The sequence below is a fragment of the Actinokineospora auranticolor genome, assembly GCF_041897805.1.
GTDB classification, from domain to species: domain Bacteria; phylum Actinomycetota; class Actinomycetes; order Mycobacteriales; family Pseudonocardiaceae; genus Actinokineospora; species Actinokineospora auranticolor.
Genome location: NZ_CP154825.1, coordinates 1746668 through 1763653, shown reverse-complemented (window position 1 = coordinate 1763653; position 16986 = coordinate 1746668). Strand labels below are relative to the sequence as shown.

Annotated in this window: 12 protein-coding genes; 3 read left to right on the top strand and 9 right to left on the bottom strand. The window is 71.6% G+C overall.

Annotation, left to right across the window (positions count from 1 at the left end):
- Nucleotides 1–25 precede the first annotated feature (25 nt).
- The 3 genes from V5P93_RS08390 to V5P93_RS08380 are packed head-to-tail and all read right to left on the bottom strand — an operon-like array spanning nucleotide 26 to nucleotide 2730.
- Complete coding sequence (locus V5P93_RS08390; RefSeq protein ID WP_104483239.1) at nucleotides 26–922, bottom strand: LysR family transcriptional regulator; 897 nt, start codon at nucleotides 920–922, stop codon at nucleotides 26–28.
- Nucleotides 923–974: 52 nt separating this feature from the next.
- Nucleotides 975–1607: a response regulator transcription factor gene (locus tag V5P93_RS08385; protein WP_219824196.1), complete on the bottom strand. Its 633-nt coding sequence runs from the start codon at nucleotides 1605–1607 to the stop codon at nucleotides 975–977.
- A 1-nt stretch (nucleotide 1608) separates the two neighbouring features.
- Nucleotides 1609–2730 (bottom strand): GAF domain-containing sensor histidine kinase, encoded by a 1122-nt coding sequence (locus V5P93_RS08380; protein WP_104483237.1) that lies wholly within the window; start codon nucleotides 2728–2730, stop codon nucleotides 1609–1611.
- Nucleotides 2731–2868: 138 nt separating this feature from the next.
- Here V5P93_RS08380 and V5P93_RS08375 point away from each other — a divergent pair, with 138 nt between their 5' ends.
- The 3 genes from V5P93_RS08375 to V5P93_RS08365 all read left to right on the top strand — a co-directional run bounded on the left by V5P93_RS08375 (nucleotide 2869) and on the right by V5P93_RS08365 (nucleotide 5548).
- Nucleotides 2869–3555, top strand: a complete 687-nt coding sequence (locus tag V5P93_RS08375; RefSeq protein ID WP_104483236.1) for an SDR family oxidoreductase — start codon at nucleotides 2869–2871, stop codon at nucleotides 3553–3555.
- Entirely contained in the window at nucleotides 3552–3917 is a 366-nt protein-coding gene (locus V5P93_RS08370; protein WP_104483235.1) for a VOC family protein, read from the top strand. Before V5P93_RS08375 ends, V5P93_RS08370 begins: the two co-directional genes overlap by 4 nt.
- A 608-nt stretch (nucleotides 3918–4525) precedes the next feature.
- A complete protein-coding gene (locus V5P93_RS08365) occupies nucleotides 4526–5548 on the top strand; it encodes an S-adenosylmethionine:tRNA ribosyltransferase-isomerase (RefSeq protein WP_104483234.1) in 1023 nt (340 codons plus the stop codon).
- A gap of 652 nt (nucleotides 5549–6200) precedes the next feature.
- Here V5P93_RS08365 and V5P93_RS08360 read toward each other — a convergent pair.
- The 6 genes from V5P93_RS08360 to V5P93_RS08335 all read right to left on the bottom strand — a co-directional run bounded on the left by V5P93_RS08360 (nucleotide 6201) and on the right by V5P93_RS08335 (nucleotide 16695).
- Nucleotides 6201–7988, bottom strand: a complete 1788-nt coding sequence (locus V5P93_RS08360) for a long-chain fatty acid--CoA ligase (protein ID WP_104483233.1) — start codon at nucleotides 7986–7988, stop codon at nucleotides 6201–6203.
- Nucleotides 7989–8095: 107 nt separating this feature from the next.
- A complete protein-coding gene (locus V5P93_RS08355; RefSeq protein ID WP_104483232.1) occupies nucleotides 8096–10711 on the bottom strand; it encodes a CHAT domain-containing protein in 2616 nt (871 codons plus the stop codon).
- Between the two features lie 83 nt (nucleotides 10712–10794).
- Nucleotides 10795–12537 carry a S8/S53 family peptidase gene (locus V5P93_RS08350; RefSeq protein ID WP_146108385.1) on the bottom strand — a complete coding sequence of 581 codons (1743 nt, stop codon included), beginning with the start codon at nucleotides 12535–12537 and terminating at the stop codon, nucleotides 10795–10797.
- Nucleotides 12538–12943: 406 nt separating this feature from the next.
- On the bottom strand, nucleotides 12944–14032 hold the full coding sequence (gene mnmA, locus V5P93_RS08345; protein ID WP_104483230.1) for a tRNA 2-thiouridine(34) synthase MnmA: 1089 nt from the start codon (nucleotides 14030–14032) through the stop codon (nucleotides 12944–12946).
- A gap of 7 nt (nucleotides 14033–14039) precedes the next feature.
- Nucleotides 14040–15260, bottom strand: a complete 1221-nt coding sequence (locus tag V5P93_RS08340) for a cysteine desulfurase family protein (RefSeq protein WP_104483229.1) — start codon at nucleotides 15258–15260, stop codon at nucleotides 14040–14042.
- Between the two features lie 49 nt (nucleotides 15261–15309).
- Complete coding sequence (locus V5P93_RS08335) at nucleotides 15310–16695, bottom strand: MFS transporter (RefSeq protein WP_104483228.1); 1386 nt, start codon at nucleotides 16693–16695, stop codon at nucleotides 15310–15312.
- Nucleotides 16696–16986: the final 291 nt, after the last annotated feature.

The window sequence follows — 16986 nt, the reverse complement described above, 5'->3', positions numbered from 1 at the left end:
TACACACGGTGAATAGTGGCGTCGCTCAACCCCGCCAGTGGTCGCGGAGAGCCTGCAGGAAAGCGCGCATGGCAGGTCTGCCGGTACTTTCGACCCGCCTTACCGCAAGGACGCGCCGGACCATCTTCGGTTCCACGGGGCGCAGGACCACCCCCTCCGGGACCTGGTCACCGGCCAGTTTCGGCAACAACGCGACCCCAAGACCAGCGGCGACGAGGGCGAGTTGAGTGGGAAATTCCCCAGCCTGGTGCACTACGTCCGGCTGGCGTTCGGCGGCGCTGAAGGTGCTCACGAGCCAGTTGTGGCAACTGGTGCCCGCGGTGCCCCCGATCCACGGCTCGTCGACCAGGTCGACGGCGCGAACCCGCTGCTGGTCGGCCAAGGGATGCGCGGCGGGGAGCGCGACGTTGATGTGGTCGATGCCGATCTCGGTGCTGTGCAGGCGCTCGGAGAGCTCCAAGGGGGCGTTGGTCCAGTCCTGGCTCATGGCGAGGTCGTGGTCGCCCCGGGCGACACCGGCGACGGCGTCGTAGGGCTCGGCTTCGCGGAGGCGGACGTGGAGGTCGGGGTGCTCCTTGGCCAGGGCGGTCAGAACACGGGGTAGGAGACCGCGCGCGGCGGTGGGGAAGGCGGCGACGGTGAAGTCGCCCCGCACCTCACCCCTGCGCCGCTCCAGGTCGACCTCGGCTTCCTCGACGGCGCTCAGGATCCGGGCGGCGTGCTGGGCGAGGACGATGCCTTCCTCGGTCAGGCGGATCCGGCGGCCGTGGCGTTCGACCAGGGGGCACCGGGCCTCGCGTTCCAGCTTGGCCATCTGTTGGGAGACGGCGGACGGCGTGAGGCGGAGGGTGTCGGCGGCGGCCGCGAGGGTTCCCTGGTCGGCCACCGTGCGGAGGATGCGGAGCCGCACCAGATCGAACATGGCGCCGATTCTAGTGGCGGGGTTCAAAGTCCACTATGGACTCTGACCCGAGCTATTTGCCCACCGGTGAAACCAACCCCGTGCGCACCGCGTAGAGCGCGGCCTGGGTGCGGTCGTTGAGGCCCAGTTTGCCGAGGATGGCGGTCATGTGGGTCTTCACCGTCTTCTCCGACAGCACCAGTCTGCGGGCGATCTCCCGGTTGGTGTTCCCCCGTGCCACCTCCTCCAGCACCTCGCGCTCGCGCGCCGTCAACGTCGCCGCGCCGGGGCGGGTGTCGCCCTCGGCCAGCAACCGGGCCACCGACGGGTGCAGCAGGACGTGGCCCGCGTGCACCGAACGCACCGCCGCTGCCAGGGCCAGGGGGTCGACGTCCTTGTAGACGTAGCCCGCCGCGCCCGCGCGGACCGCCGGGACGATGGCGGTGGGTTCGGTGTAGCTCGTGATGACCAGGACCCGCGCCGGGTTGCCCGTCTCGCGCAGGCCGTGCAGGGCGTAGACGCCGTCCGTGCCGGGCATGCGCAGGTCGAGCAGCACCACGTCCGGGCGCAGCCGCTCGGCCTCGGTCACGCAGGTGGCGCCGTCGGCGGCCTCGCCGACCACGGTGATGTCGGCCTGCAGGTCGAGGAACGTGCGGAGTCCCTGTCGCACCACCGGGTGGTCGTCAACCACGAGCACCCGGATCACCTCAGCCGCCAAGGGGCACCTCCAACCGCACCGTCGTCCCGCCCGGGCTGTGCGAGTCCACCGCCAAGTCGCCGCCCACCGCGCGGGCGCGCTCGCGCATCGACTTGATGCCGAGCCTGCGCGTGCCGCTGCCCGCCACGTCGAAGCCCAAACCGTCGTCGCTGACGCGCAGCACCAGGTTGTGCTCGCGGACCATCAACTCGACGACGATGCGCGCCGCGCGCGCGTGCCGCAGCGCGTTGTGCAACGCCTCTTGGCTGACCCGGTACACGGCCTCCTCCCGCGGTGACGTCAACCGGGGGACCGCGCCCGCCCGGTAGACGATTTCGATGTTGTGCACGCGGTTTAGCAGGTCGGTCAGCTTGCCGATGGCGATGTCGAGCCCGTCGCCCGCCAGGTCGGGCGGGCGCAGGCCGACCACGACCGACCGCAGCTCCGCGGCCACCTCGGCGGACAGTCGTCGGACCAGCGCCAGCTCCAGCATCGACCGCGGCCCGTCGCGGTCGGCCAGCGTGGCCGCGGACTCGGCGGCCAACCGCAGGCTGAACAGCTTCTGCGTGACGGCGTCGTGCAGCTCGCGCGCGATGCGGTTGCGCTCCTCGACGATCGACAGCTCGCGGGCGCGCTCGTGCAACCGCGCGTTGACGATGGCGATGGCGGCGTGCGCGGCCAGCAGCACCAGCATCTCCTCGTCCTGCGCGGTGAACCCGCCGTCCTTGTTGGCCACGAAGATCTCCCCGAGGATCTCGTCGCCGTCGGTGATGGGCACGCCGAGGAAGCTCGTCAGCTCCGGGTGCGCCGCGGGCCACCACTCGAACCGCGGGTGCTCGCGGATGTCGTCGAGCCGGACCGGGTTGGGTTCGCGCAGCAGCAACCCGAGCAGACCGTGCTGACGCGGCACCGGCCCGATCGCGGCCCACTGCTCGTCGGACACCCCGTCGGCGAGGAACTCGGCGAACCCACCCGCGTCGTCGGGCACGCCCAACGCGGCGAAGCGCGCGCCCACGAGCCTGCGCGCCGACGTCAGGATCGTGGTCAGCACATCGCGCACCGACAGGTGCGTGGCGACGGCCAGCACCGCGGCGCTGACGGCGCGCAGCTCACTTCTCCCGATTCCGGTCACGGTTCCACATTACCGACCCGCCCCGACAAAACCCCGGTCCTAAGACCAAAGTCCGAGATAAGTCCAGACCCGAGACCGATGCTTCCCCCCACCCCCAAACCTAACGTGGAAACCAACGCCAACAGGAAGGAAAAACCCATGCCGACAAAGAACCCCGTCGCGATCATCACCGGCGCCTCCCGAGGCCTCGGCCTGGCCACGGCGGAAACACTGTCCAACACCGGATGGCGCCTGGTGCTCAACGCCCGCGGCGGCGCAGCGCTCGCCACCGCCGCACAGCGACTCCCCGGCACCATCGCGATCCCGGGCGACATCACCGACCCGGACCACCGCGCGCGGCTGGTGGCCGCGGCGGAGGAACTAGGCGGCGCCACCCTGCTGGTGAACAACGCGGGCGCGCTGGGACCAAGTCCCCTGCCTACCCTCGCCAACCACCCCCTCGACGCGTTCCGGGACGTGTTGGAGACGAACGTGATCGCCCTCCTCGGGTTGACCCAACTCGCCCTACCGACCTTGCGCAGCCGGTCAGGCGCGATTCTCAACATCACCTCGGACGCGGCCGTAGTCGCCTACGAGGGCTGGGGTGGCTACGGGTCGTCCAAGGCCGCGGTGGAACAACTCAGCCGGGTCCTGGCCGTCGAGGAGTCCGGGGTGCGGGTGTGGTGGGCCGACCCAGGCGACCTGCGAACCCAAATGCACCAGGACGCCTTCCCGGGCGAAGACATCAGCGACCGCCCCCTGCCCAGGACAGTGACACCGGCCATCCTCAAGTTATTGGCCACCAACCCGGAGTCGGGCCGCGTGCGTCTACCGGATTTCCTATGACGACACCGCGCGCCCTATGGCTGCCGTTCGAGGTAGACGACCTGGATTCGCTTAAGAGGTTCTACCGAGACCTCTTAGGCTTACCTGAAGTCGACTCGTGGACGACGCCTACCGAACGCGGCACGGTCCTCCGCATCACGGACGGCGCTTACCTGGAACTGGTCTCCCCGGGCACCTCCAGAGCACCGGTCCCGCTCGCCATCGAGCTGGCCGGTAGGTCGGAGGTAGAGGCTACCTTCGCCCGCCTCCACGGCGCTCCGGTCGTGCGACCACCCGGCCCATACCTACGAGGCCACTACGGCTTCGAGGTCCGGGACCCATCAGGCACCCACATCATGGTGTGGCACGAAAAGCCAACGTGACAGCGCCTGGGGGAGCCACTCCATCCGCACCTGTCCACGACAACACCGGCAACAAGCCACACCAACTCAACCCCGCGGAACCTCGACCACACTCGATGTGCGCGCTCCTCGCAGCTTCGGCGGCACGAGTCCAGCCGGACAGCGGGAAGCAACCATCACCACGCCACCGCGCAGACGACACAGTAGGTCGCCACCCGCTACCGCGACGGCACACGGTGGACTTCGCGGGTCCGAACCACAGCGGCAACGCCTGCCGCACAACGCCAGTCTGGCCCGCGTGACTACCGCTTTCACCTGCTCGTGCAGCAGACCCGGTCTCGCACCGAAGTTACGACTGCGGTCGACGCCCGAACCGCACGCCAGCAAAGTCGTCGACCAGTCCGAACCAAGACGACGGCGACGCGGCAGTCCGCGTCGGTGTCCACATCGCCGCAAAGCCACCGTGGCCGAGCGGTGTCCGAGGCCGCACCAGCAGTCCACAAGATCACACAACAACTCGACCGGCGAGGTTCAGGCACCAGCATGTCCACGACAGGGGTCTCGGCCGTCGTCGCCCGCTGCCCGGCTATCCGGGCAGTTCAGTCAGCTCACCGACCAGGGGGAAGCACATGAAGACGTTGCAGTTCAGGGTAACCGGTGACCTGGAGGCTCATGAGCCGCCAGAGGCACGTGGGTTGACGCGGTCCGGGGTGCGGCTACTTGTCGGGGACGGCGCCGAGGTGAGTCATCGGCGGTTCGAGGAGTTGCCGGACATCCTCCGACCGGGAGACGTGTTGGTGGTGAACACGTCGGCGACGATGCCTGCGGCTGTGCCGGTGGTGGGTGCGGACCTGGCGTTGCACTTCTCCACCGAATCGCCGGGCGGCCTGTGGTTGGTGGAACTGCGCGCGGTGGCCGAGAAGGCGACGAAGCCGTACACGGGTGGCGTGGTGGGGCTGCGGTTAGCGCTACCGGGCGGCGGGGCTGCGACGTTGGTGCAGCCGTACTCGCGGGGTCGGCTGTGGGTGGCGTCAATCTATCCCGGCCGGTTCGGGAGCGTGCTCGAGTACCTGGAGGTGTTCGGGGCGCCGATCCGCTACGGGTACGTGTCGCGCCCGTGGCCGTTGCGGTACTACCAGACGGTGTTCGGAACCGAACCGGGCAGCGCGGAGATGCCCAGCGCATCGAGGCCGTTCACAGACCGGGTGGTGACCCGACTGGTGTCGGCGGGCGTGCAGTTCGCCCCGGTGCTGCTACACACGGGCGTGGCATCGCCGGAGGCTCACGAGCGGCCCTACCCGGAGCGGTTCCAGGTCGCCGACACCACCGCCCGAGTCGTGAACACGGCCCGGGCGGCGGGTGGCCGGGTGGTCGCTGTGGGAACGACGGCGGTACGAGCCTTGGAGTCCGCCGCGGACGAGGACGGGGTGGTACGAGCAGCGTCGGGCTGGACAGACCTGATCGTGACACCGGAGCGTGGGGTGTTGGCCGTGGACGGTCTGCTGACCGGGTTCCACGAGCCAGAGGCCTCCCATGTGGACATGCTCGTGGCGGTGGCCGGGGAGGAGTTGTTGGCCCAGTGCTATCAGGAGGCGTTGGCGGAAAGGTACCTGTGGCACGAGTTCGGGGATGTGAACCTGTTGCTGAGGTAGCGGCAGAGGCCGGCCTCGCTCGAGGACAGCTCAGCACCGCACGAGCAGACCGCGAGCCACCCAAGCACGGACAGCACGAGGAGGACAGGGCAAACACGACATGGCAGAAGATGGGAGGCCGGTCGAACGCGCGGCACAGAGCACCGCACCACATCGCGCACCCGGACAGCGCCAGGCAGGGCACGACACCAGAAGGGCCGGGACCACCCGAAGGGTGGGGACACCGCGTGTCCGCGCAGTACGGCAGGACAGGTCACGACTCGGCAGACGCAGAGCGAGAAGACATGGGCGGCTCAGCGGTGCGGCGCGGGGATGTTCGGGCCCGTCGGATAGGTCACCACGAGTGGCTGCGGGCAGGGCTCGGGTGAGGGGAGACAGCGAGGTCCCGGGTCAGACACCAGGTCGGCGGTGAGCATTCGCCGGGCTGTGCGAGGAAAGGTTGTGCGAAAGGAACGAGGCGGTTGGTTTTATTTGGGTCGATCGTGATCGACGAATGGCTGGACCTGGCGAAAGGAGGCGGAGGCAGGGGTGGTGACGCGGTATTCGGTGCGCGAGCGGAGTCGGGCCATCGGCGAAGGCGCGGGCAGAAGGGGGCCGGTTGAGAGGAGCACGGGTGGGAGGAGCGCGTAAGGGAGGTCTTTAGTTGGAGTAATCAACTCCCGAGGTTGACGGTGTCGGGGGTTGGGGTGTCGGCGTAGAGGTCGTCGATGGTGGTGGCGTATTTCCGGGCTATGGGTTTGCGGCGGAGTTTGAGGGTTGGGGTGAGTTCGTCGCCGCCGGGTTCCCAGTAGCTGGGGACGATGTGGAACCGCTTGACCTGTTCGACTCTGGAGAGGCGGGTGTTGCCGGTGCGGATGGCCTGCTCGATCCGGGCGCGGGTCTGCTCCGCCGCGGCGACGGCCTGGCAGGTGTTGGGCAGGTCGTGTTCGGTGGCGAAACGGGTGGCGGCGTCCTGGTCCAGGACGACGAGGGCCGAGATGTACGGGCGGTCGTCGCCGATGGCCACCACCTGGCCGATCAGGCCGCCTTCGGCCTTGATGGCGTTCTCGATGTTGGTGGGCGACATGTTCTTGCCCGCCGCGTTGATGATCAGCTCTTTCTTGCGGTCGACTATGGAGACGAAGCCGTCCGCGTCGACGGTGCCGATGTCTCCGGTGTGGATCCAGCCGTCTTCGTCGAGGGTTTCGGCGGTTCGGACGGGGTCGGCGCGGTAGCCGCGCATCACGGACGGGCCGCGGATGAGGAGCTCGCCGTCGTCGGCCAGCCGCACCTCGGTGGCGTGGACCGGGGTGCCGACGGTGCCGATCCGGTTGCCGCCGACGCGGCCGGACGTGCCCAGCCCGGCCGTCTCCGACATGCCCCAGATCTCGTACACCGGCACGCCGATGCCCCAGAAGAACTCCAGCGTCCGCACCGGGATCGCCGCCGCCCCCGACGCGGGCATCTTGGCCTCGGTGAGGCCCAGGCGGGCCCGCAGCTTGGCGAACACCAGGCGGTCGGCCAGGCGCTGGGCCACCCGGAGGCCGAGAGGCACCGGTTCGCCCGCCTCGACCACCCGTCCGTGGCGGGTGCCGATGTCGATCGCCCAGGTGGCCAGTGTGCGCTTGGGGGCTGGTTCGGCGGCGATGGCGGCCTCGATGGCCAGTCGGAACTTCTGCCACACCCGGGGCACGGCGAAGAACAGGTGCGGGCGAACCTCCGGCAGCACCTCCCCCAGCCGCCGGGGGTCGTCGAGGGAGGTCACGACGGTGCCGAACAGGATGGACGCGTAGTGCGACACCACGCGGTCGGCGATGTGCGCCGAGGGGAGGAACGACAGGACCCGGTCGCCCGGGAGCAGTTGGAACGCGTTGCGCAGCGCGGCGGATACCGCCATCACGTTGGCGTGGGTCAGTTCGACGCCCTTGGGCGGGCCGGTCGTGCCCGAGGTGTAGATGATCGTCGCCAGGTCGGAGGGCGCCACCGCCCGCCAGGCCGCCTCGAAGTCGAAGGAGTCGGCGTCGGCCGCCTCCACGTCGGCCAGTGGCACCGTGTCGGCCACCGACCCGTTGACGCAGACCAGCCGCAGGTCGGGTGCCGCCGCGCGCAGGATCGGCACGAAGGCCGCCTCGGTCACCACGACCCGGGCGCCCGCGTTGGCGAACACGTGCGTCAGCTGCTCGGCCGCGCTGGTGTTGTAGACCGAGAACGGCACGGCGCCCAGGTGCAGTGCGGCCGTGTCGACCAGGTGGAACTCGGGTCGGTTGGTCAGCATCAGCCCCACCGCGTCCCCCGGTCCGACCCCCAAGGCGGCCAGCCCGGCCGCGATGGCGCGCACCCGCCGCGCGTACTCGCGCCAGGTCACCGCGACGGTGTCCCCCGGGGTCCGCAGGGCGACCAGGTCCGGGTTCTCCGCCGCCGTGGCCTGGAAGGCCGCGCACAAGGTCCGGTGCTCACTCATCGCGCCACCTCTCGCCACTGTGGTCCACGACACAGGGCAGTGATCGTAAGGAGCGCGGTCGGCCGTTGTCTACGGCCGATTCGTCCGCTTTTCGATCGAGGTGGGCGCTAGCCCGCGCCGAGGCAGATGAACGGGCGGCGGTAGGGGTCCTCCGCGATCGACGCGGCCAGTGCCCGGGCGGGTGCGACGCCCGCGGTCAGCGACCGGTGGTAGGTGACCATGGCGGTGGCCGCCGACTCGTCGCCGACCCGGCTCGTCGCGGCGATGACCGTGCGGACGCCGCTGGCCAGCAGCGCGCCCGCGTAGCCCAGGGCCTCGTCGCCGGGGCGGACGTAGTTCAGCGCCAGCTCGCAGGCGGCGAGGACGACCTGGCGGGGCGGCTGCCGCAGCCGGGACAGCTCGTAGGCGAACAGCGGACCGTCGGCCAGCTCCAGCCTGGAGAACAGCGCGTTGGTCGGTTCGTGCTCACCGTGGGCGGCCAGGTGGGCCAGTTCGGCACCATCCAACGCGGACAGCACACCCGCCACTGTCGCGTGGTCACCGTCGAGGGCGACCGCCTCCGGGTAGATCTCGCGCAGCGGCCCCTCTTCGGCGACCAACCCGGTCAACATCGGACCGCGGGCCAGCACCGTCCGGCCGCGCGGCGCCGACCCCGTGGCCGCGCTCAGCCAGGCCGTCGCGGACGGGGCGACGACGATCGGGCGGCCCCACAGCGAGGGCAGGCTCCCCCACGGCACCGCGTAGAGCGCGCCGGTCGGCACGATCACCAGGTCCCGGTCGCCGATCAGCGGCAGCAGCGGCTGGATCAGCTGGCGGTCCAGCCCGCCCGCGCTGCGCGCCGCCGAGGTCTTGACGACCTCCACGATCGGCGGGGGCAGCGTGTCCGGCGCCAGCACGTCGAGGTCGGCGTGCAGGCGGGCGGCCCACTCCGCGGCTTCGACCGCCGACCCGAGGCGGACCATCTTGGCGCCGGTCCCGGCCACCACGACCGCGACCAGGTCGTCGTCGGAGGTCGCGAAGGACACCAGTACCCGACCGTCCAGGGCGGGACCGACGGCCTCCAGGGTCGCGACCGGACGCGGCTTGCCCCACGGGCTGGCGTACCAGCCCTGCCGGGCGACCTCGCGCTCCAGGGTCGCGGTCTGCTGCTCCAGCTTCTCCGCCGACCGACCGGCCAACCGGACCAGCTGGGCCGTGCGCTTGGCCAGCCGCAGCTCCGTCGCCTTCTCCGCCATCCGCGGGTCGGCGATGTCCGGCATCGGCTCGTAGCGGTAGACCTGCGCGCGCGTGCGCTCCAGCCAGCCGAACAGCCGCCGCGCGTCGGGGCGCTGGTGCTCCAGCACCAGCCGCACGGCCATGTCGCCGAGCTGCCTGCCGTGCACCGCGGTGCCGCACATGAGTTCCAGGCCGCCCATGCGGTCGCGGGCACGACCCAGCTCGGTCAGCCCGGCGCGGGCCTCGGCGAGCGCGCCGCGGGTGTCCTGGGTGGCCACGGCGAGTTCCGCGCGGCACAGGCGCAGCAGCATCCGGTGGTCGACCGGTGTGGTCACCCGGGGTTTGGGGACCTGGTCCAGCAACTCCGTCGCGGCGGCGAGGTCGCCGCGGTGGATCTGCAGCCGCACCGCGAGCATCAGCGCCAGTGCGGCCTCGTCCTCCAGCAGCAACCCGCGCAGCTGCTCGGCGAGCCGCACCGCGGTGGCGGGCAATGCACGGGGTACGTGGATCCCGTTGCGCTGCTTGGTTTGGATCTTGACCGGTCGGGCGCGGTCGCCGTCGAGGGCGGTGAGGGTGTCGGCGCGCAGCGCGGCCAGCGCGGCGACGGACGCCCAGCGCTCGTTGCCGCGCCGGGTGAACATCCGCTCGCTGCGCCGGGCCCGGCGCCGGGCCTGGGCCGCGTCGCCGTGCAGCAGGGCGGCGGCGGCGCGGGCGATCTCGGCCTCGGCGGCGTCCTGCCCGACGCGTTGGCGGCGCAGCCGGGGCAGCGCGTCGTCGAGGTGCCGGGCGGCCTCGTCGACGAGTCCACCCGCGAGCAGCGCGCGGGCCTGGTCGAGCTGCACGACCGGGAGCATGCTCGGCGCGCGTTCCTGGCAGTCGCGGGAGGTCTCGGCGAAGTAGCGCAGCGCGGTGGGCACGTCGCCGGTCATGTGCGCGACGTAGCCCCGGTTGTGCCGGGCCTTGATGGCGATGTCGTGCAGTTCGTACTTCTCACACAGCTCGATGCAGGTGTCGAGTTCGGCGATGGCCGCGTTCGTCTGGGACCGCTCGATCTGCGCGAGGCTGCGGTTGAGGTACAGGCTCGCCAGCACGTACGGGTCGCCCGCGCCCTCGGCGAGTCCGGCGCGCAGCCGCCGCGCGGCCTCGTCGAGCAGTTCCAGGCCCAGCTCGGTGTTGCCCGCGCGGATGTGCAGGAACCCGCGCTGCTCCACCGAAAGCCCAGCCAGCTCGGTGCGCCGGGGGCCGACCGGCAGCTCGTCGAGCAGCTCGTCGGCCTCGGAGAGCCGCTTGATGCCGGTGGTGATCGAGCTGCCCTCGGTCTCGGCGTAGGCCAGCGTCACCAGGACGCGGACGCGCAGCTCCACGACCTCGGGCGCGTTCTGCTCCGGGGCGGAGTCGAGCACGGCGACGGCTTCGCCGAGCAGCGCCCGCGCACGGGCGAAGGTGTAGGCGTAGACAGCCTTTCGGCCGCGTCGGTACAGCGCGCCTGCACGCCGAACAGCGAGCATGGGTTAAACCCTACGTGCCGCGTCCAGCGGTGGACGCGGCACGTGGGGCACAGCCGGGTGGACGGGGTGTCCCGCGGTGGTCGCTACGACCGCCACCCGAGCTGCTTGAGGTCCTCGTCGCACAGGTCGCGGGCCTGGATCGCCCGCGCGGTGCGCTCGTCGACGGTCTTGGCGTCGGCCAGTTCGGTGAGCCGGGCGGCGAGCATGCCCGCGACCACCGGTGTGGCGAAGGAAGTCCCGGCCCACACGGCGAAGCCGCTGGTGAGGTCGTCCGGGTCGAGGGTGGCCCGGCGCAGCGCGCCGGGGACGGCCAGTTCCAGGTCGGGCTCCTCCGGTCCCTGCCACAGCGGCACGGTGGAGACCACGGCGTTGCCCGGCGCCCAGCGGGTGACCCAGTCGCCCTCGTTGCTGAACGCGGCGACCGTGCGGCCGGACGCGTTCAGCGCGCCGACCGCGATCAGCAGGTCGTTGCCGCTGTTGGAGCCGTCGGAGTTGAGCGCCATGGCGGCCGGGATGAACGGGCGCCGGGTGGCGTCGTTGCCCGCCGCGGCCACTACGACCACACCGAGGTCGGTCAGCTTGCGCACCGCCTCGGCCAGTTTCAGGCCGGTGGTCTCGTCGTGGTGCTCGGGGTAGAAGCCGAGCGAGATCGAGACGATGTCGACCAGGTCCTCCGGCCGGTTCTCGTCGAGCGCCCGCTGCACCCGTACGCGCAGCCACTCCAACCCGGTCAGCACGGAACCGTCGGTGGTGACGCCGTCGGTGTGCAGCACGCGGAGCGACAGCACCCGCGCGTCCGGGCACTTCTGGAACACCAGGCCGGAGACGAAGGTGCCGTGCCCGGCGTGCGAGTCGGTCAGCCCCAGCAGCGGCTGGATGACGTCGCGCTCCTCGAAGGGCGAGCGCAGCGACGGCAGCGCGCCGCCGGTCTCGTCGGTGAGCGTCTCCTCCAGGTCGCTCAGCAGCGCCTGGAACTCGAAGGACACCTCGACGACCGGGTCCGGCACGGAGGTCAGGTCCCGCGCGAAGACCTCGTCCGCCTCGACGACCTGTGCCTTGTCGCGCGACCCGACCGACAGCCACGGGTGCTCGCCGATGCCGGTGTCGAGCACCGCCACCACCGGGCGGCGCCCCGACTTGAGCGTGGTGGGCTCGCGGCGGTGCGGTTGCGGGAGGAACAGGCGCACGGCGTTGCGGGCGCCGTTGCCCAGCGCGATTGCGCCGCCGCCGACGCCGTTGCCGAAGGGCACGCCGTTGCCGAACGGGACCCCGTTGCCGAAGGGCACGCCGTTGCCGAAGGGCGTGGCGCCGCCGAAGGTCTGGCCGTCCATCCCGACCGAGGCGGCGAGCGCGATGTGCTCCAGGCCGATGCCGCGGACCTCTTCCGGTTTCATGGTGCGGCGCAGGGTGGACAGCACGGTCCACGGGTCCGGCGCGCGCTCGGTGATCGCGTCCGCGCGCACGTGCAGCAGTACCGGCACCGGGAAGTCGCCGCTGAAGCGCTCCAGCGCCTCGCGCCAGCCCGCGGTGGTCGGCAGGTGCACGACCAACTCCACGCCGAGCGGGACGAGCTTGTCGTTGAACCGTCCGATCGCGGCCGCGTCACGGGCGGTGGACAGCGGCACCAAGAGCGTGTTGGACCGGTACGCGGTGGAGTCGGGGCGCCTGCCGCGCTCGCCCGGCACCGCGGTGGACGGGTTAAGGATCTTCGCCCGGTGCCGCACCAGCACGTCGGCCGAGAGGCCGATCACCTGTGGGAACCGGGAAAGGTCATCGGGTTTGGCCGTACGCGCCGCACGCTCCCCGTTGGCGCTCTGCTCCGCCATGGAATACCCCACCCCGAAGTCGTTGGTCACGGTCGGTGTCTCTCGCCCGCCGACCTGCTCATCCGTAGTAGAGCAGTCGTGGGGTCACGAGATACATCGATTCGCAAACCTCCTGCGTAACGCCTATTTCGGATCAACTCTCCGCTGATCTTCCCGTGACGATCAGTGAACATCTCGGCGGCGGTGATACCCAGAAAGACCAGCGCGGCCAATGAAGACAACAAGAAACACGGTGTCGACGCAACGCCCCTATCGGGTATTCCTCACTACGGGTCGACACACCGTGCGTTTTCCGTGACCGGATAATCGAACACGTGGTCATCTTTCCCGATTCCGTAACGGGACCGCTCCACAGTGGATCCGTCGCACTGCGGAATGTGACGACCGCTCGCCGATCCGGGAGCGACTACGCGGTCGCCGCGATGGTGGCGCTGCCGAGGACGACGTCGCCGTCCGGGTCCGGGCGGTAGAGGACAACGGCCTGTCCCGGTGCCACACCGCGCAACTCCGCGCCGGGCCGGACCAGCAGCTCACCATCCACAAAGGACGCGTGGGCGGTGGTGGTGCCGCCGTGCGCGCGGATCTGGGCGACGCAGTCGACCGGTCCGGTCAGCGGTTGACCGGACGGCCAGATCGGCCGGACACCGGTGATCTCGCGGACGGACAGCCGCTCGGCGGACCCGATCCGCACGGTGCCCTGGACCGGTTCCAGGGACAGCACGTACCGGGGGCGGCCGTCGGGGGCGGGCGCCTCGATGCCGAGCCCGTGCCGCTGGCCGACGGTGAACCCGTGCACCCCGGTGTGCACGCCGAGCACCGCACCGGTCTCGTCGTCGACGAGCGTGCCGGGCCGGGCGCCGAGCTTGGCGGTGAGGAAGGCGCGGGTGTCGCCGTCGGGGATGAAGCAGATGTCGTAGCTGTCGGGCTTCTCGGCGACGGCCAGCCCGCGCTCGGCGGCCTCCGCGCGCACGTCGGCCTTCACCGAGCGGCCGAGCGGGAACATGGCGTGCGCGAGCTGCTCGGCGGTCAGCGAGGCCAGCACGTACGACTGGTCCTTGTCCAGGTCGGCGGCGCGGCGGAGTTCCGGGTGTCCGTCCACCGTGGCCAACCGGGCGTAGTGGCCGGTGCACACCGCGTCGAAGCCGAGCGCGACGGCCTTGTCCAGCAGCGCCTCGAACTTGATCCGCTCGTTGCACTTCAGGCACGGGTTGGGGGTGCGGCCCGCGGCGTACTCGGCGACGAAGTCCTCGACCACGTCCTCGGTGAACCGCTCGGCGAAGTCCCAGACGTAGAACGGGATGCCCAGGATGTCGGCGACCCGGCGGGCGTCGTGCGCGTCCTCGACGGTGCAGCAGCCGCGCGAGCCGGTGCGCAGCGTGCCGGGCTTGGCCGACAGTGCCAAGTGGACACCGGTGACGTCGTGCCCGGCCTCGACCGCGCGCGCGGCGGCCACGGCCGAGTCGACTCCGCCGCTCATCGCGGCCAGCACTCGCATGGGGGACCTACACCTCCGCGTGGGACGCGCCGCGCCGCAGCCCGGCCAGCCCGGCGTTGCGGGCCCGTTCGACGACCGGCCCGATGGCCGCGGCCAGCACCCGCACGTCCTCGGCGGTCGAGGTGTGGCCGAGGGAGAAGCGCAGCGACCCGCGGGCGTGGGCTTGGTCGACGCCCATGGCCAGCAGCACGTGCGACGGCTGGGCGACACCGGCGGTGCAGGCCGAGCCGGTCGAGCACTCGATGCCGCGGGCGTCGAGCAGCATGAGCAGGCTGTCGCCCTCGCAGCCGGGGAAGCTGAAGTGCGCGTTGCCGGGCAGCCGCGACGGGGCGCCGTCCACCAGCGACTCGCCGGGGTCGCCGTTGAGCACCGCGTCCGGTACCGCGGCGCGGACCGCGCGGACCAGGTCGTCGCGCAGGTCGGCCAGCCGGGCGGCCCGCTCGGCGCGCTGCGCGACGGTGGCGCGCACGGCGGTGGCCATGGCCACGATCGCGGGCACGTCGAGGGTGCCGGAGCGGACGTCGCGCTCCTGCCCGCCGCCGTGCGAGACGGGGGTGCAGGCGGCGTCGCGGGCCAGCAGCAGGGCGCCGACGCCGTAGGGGCCGCCGACCTTGTGGCCGCTGAGCGTGAGGGCGCTCGCGCCGCTGTGCGCGAAGTCGACCGGCAGCACGCCGACGGCCTGCACGGCGTCTGTGTGGAACGGGATGCCGTTGGCCGCGCAGGTGCTCGCGAGCTCGCGGACCGGGTTGACGGTGCCGACCTCGTTGTTGGCCCACATGACGGTGGCGACGGCCACGTCCTCGGGGTTCTCGGCGACGGCGGCGCGCAGCGTGTCCTCGTGCACGCGGCCGAAGTCGTCGACCTCCAGCAGCGTCACGGTGGCGCCCTCGTGCTCGGCCAGCCACAGCGCGGCGTCGAGCACGGCGTGGTGCTCGGTGGCCGAGACCAGGATCCGGGTGCGCTTCGGGTCGGCCGCGCGGCGGGCCCAGAACAGGCCCTTGACCGCGAGGTTGTCGCTCTCCGTGCCACCCGAGGTGAAGATCAGCTCCGACGGTCGGGCGCCGAGGTCGGCGGCCATCGACTCGCGTGCCTCCTCCACCGCGCGCCGCGCCCGGCGTCCGGAGGAGTGCAGTGAGGAGGCGTTGCCGTGGGCGGTCAGCGCCCCGGTCAACGCCGCGGCCGCCTCGGGGAGGATCGGCGTTGTGGCCGCGTGGTCGAGGTACGTCATGGCACCACCAGGGTAGACCGAACCGCCGGGTCGCCGAAAACAGCCCAGGTCAGACGCGGTCATCGGTGGAGCGCCGGAACAGCAGCAGGCCGAGCACCGCGACCCCGGCCATCAGCAGGTCGGTCGGCACGACCGCGGCGGTGGGCGCGGCCGTGGACGCCAGGGCGGTCAGCAGGAGACCGCCGAGCCCGACCAGCGTGGCGGAGGCGACCATGTCGGAGACCTGCAGGGCCGCCGAGGTGAACCCGCGCTCGTGCTCCGGCGCCGCGCCCAGGGCCAGCACGTTGATCGACGGGAAGCCCAGCCCCATGCCCACGCCCGCCACGGCCCACAGCGCCGCCGCCGCCCACGGCCACCCCCACGGCGCCGCGACGACCACCATCGACGCCAGCCCGGCGGCCAGGACCGCGAACCCGACCCGGATCAGCGCGGTGCGCTGGACCTCGGGGCGCCGCCCCTGCCACGCCGAGGCCGCCGACCACCCGAGTGCCCCGGCGGTCAGTGGGAGGCCGGCGAGCGCGGGCGAGAAGCCGTGCACGGACGTGAGCGTCAGCGGCACGAACGCCTCGACGGAGAAGAAGGCCCCGGCGAAGAGTCCTCTGGCGAGGATGACCCTCGGCAGCCCGGGCGCGCCGCGCAGGGTTCCCTTGGGCAGCAACCGCCCCAGCGCGGGAACCAGCAGCGCGAGACCGGCGAGGCCGAGCCAGAGCGTGGCGGGCGACGGGTGCTGCGCGGCCCAGCTGACCGCCGGGATGCCGACGCCCGCCGCCACGGCCGCGAGCGGGATCCCCTTGCGCCGCACGGTGTCCGGATCGGGTGCGGGCACGGCGGGCACGGTGCGCAGCGCGGGCAGGAGCAGGACGACGCCCAGCAGCGCCAGCGGGACGAGCCCGAGGAACACCCACCGCCAGCCGAACCGCTCGGTGACCAGACCGGCGACCGTCGGCCCGACGATCGACGGGACGACCCACGCCGAGGCCGTGAGCCCGAAGACCGTCGGGCGCAGGCGTTCCGGGTAGACGGCGGCGATCAGCACGTAGATGGCGACGACCTCGCCGCCGAGCCCGAGCCCCTGGCAGGCCCGCGCGACCAGGAGCGCGGGCATCCCGGTCGCCGTGCCCGCGAGCACCAGGCCGAGGAGGAAGACGGTCGGCGCGACGAGCAGGACGACCCGGTAGCCCCAGCGGTCGCAGATCCACCCGCCCACCACCGTGGCCACGACGCTGGCGGAGAGGGCGGCGGTGAACGGCCAGGAGTAGAGGGCGCCGCCGCGCAGGTCGGCCAGCATGCTCGGCATGGCGGTGGACACGCCGAGCTGTTCGAAGGCGGCGATGGTGATGAGCAGCAGGATGCCCAGGGTGGTGGCCCGGTTCCGCCCGCTCCACAGCTGCCCTCGGGTGGTGTCGGGGGTGTCGGTGGTGGTCACAGCCGCCATCCTGCAAGTTCGAGTCCGGTGGAGGTCCAGCCCCACCAGGAAACCGGACGTTGTGACGCCTCGCACTCGAGTTTCCGGCGACCGGTGGCGGGGAGGCGTTCGCGGGGCCGGGTGAGCACCGGGCGAATTCGGCGGGTCCGAGCCTGGAAATGATCTTGGAAGGCGGCCGGGGGTGCGCGCCTCCGGCCCCCGATTTCCATTCCAGTGGCGTGGACCGACAGTCCCGGTCAAAGTTGATCATGCCTGTGGATAACCGGTGCGGACCGGTGAACCAAGGTGATGCGATCCGGT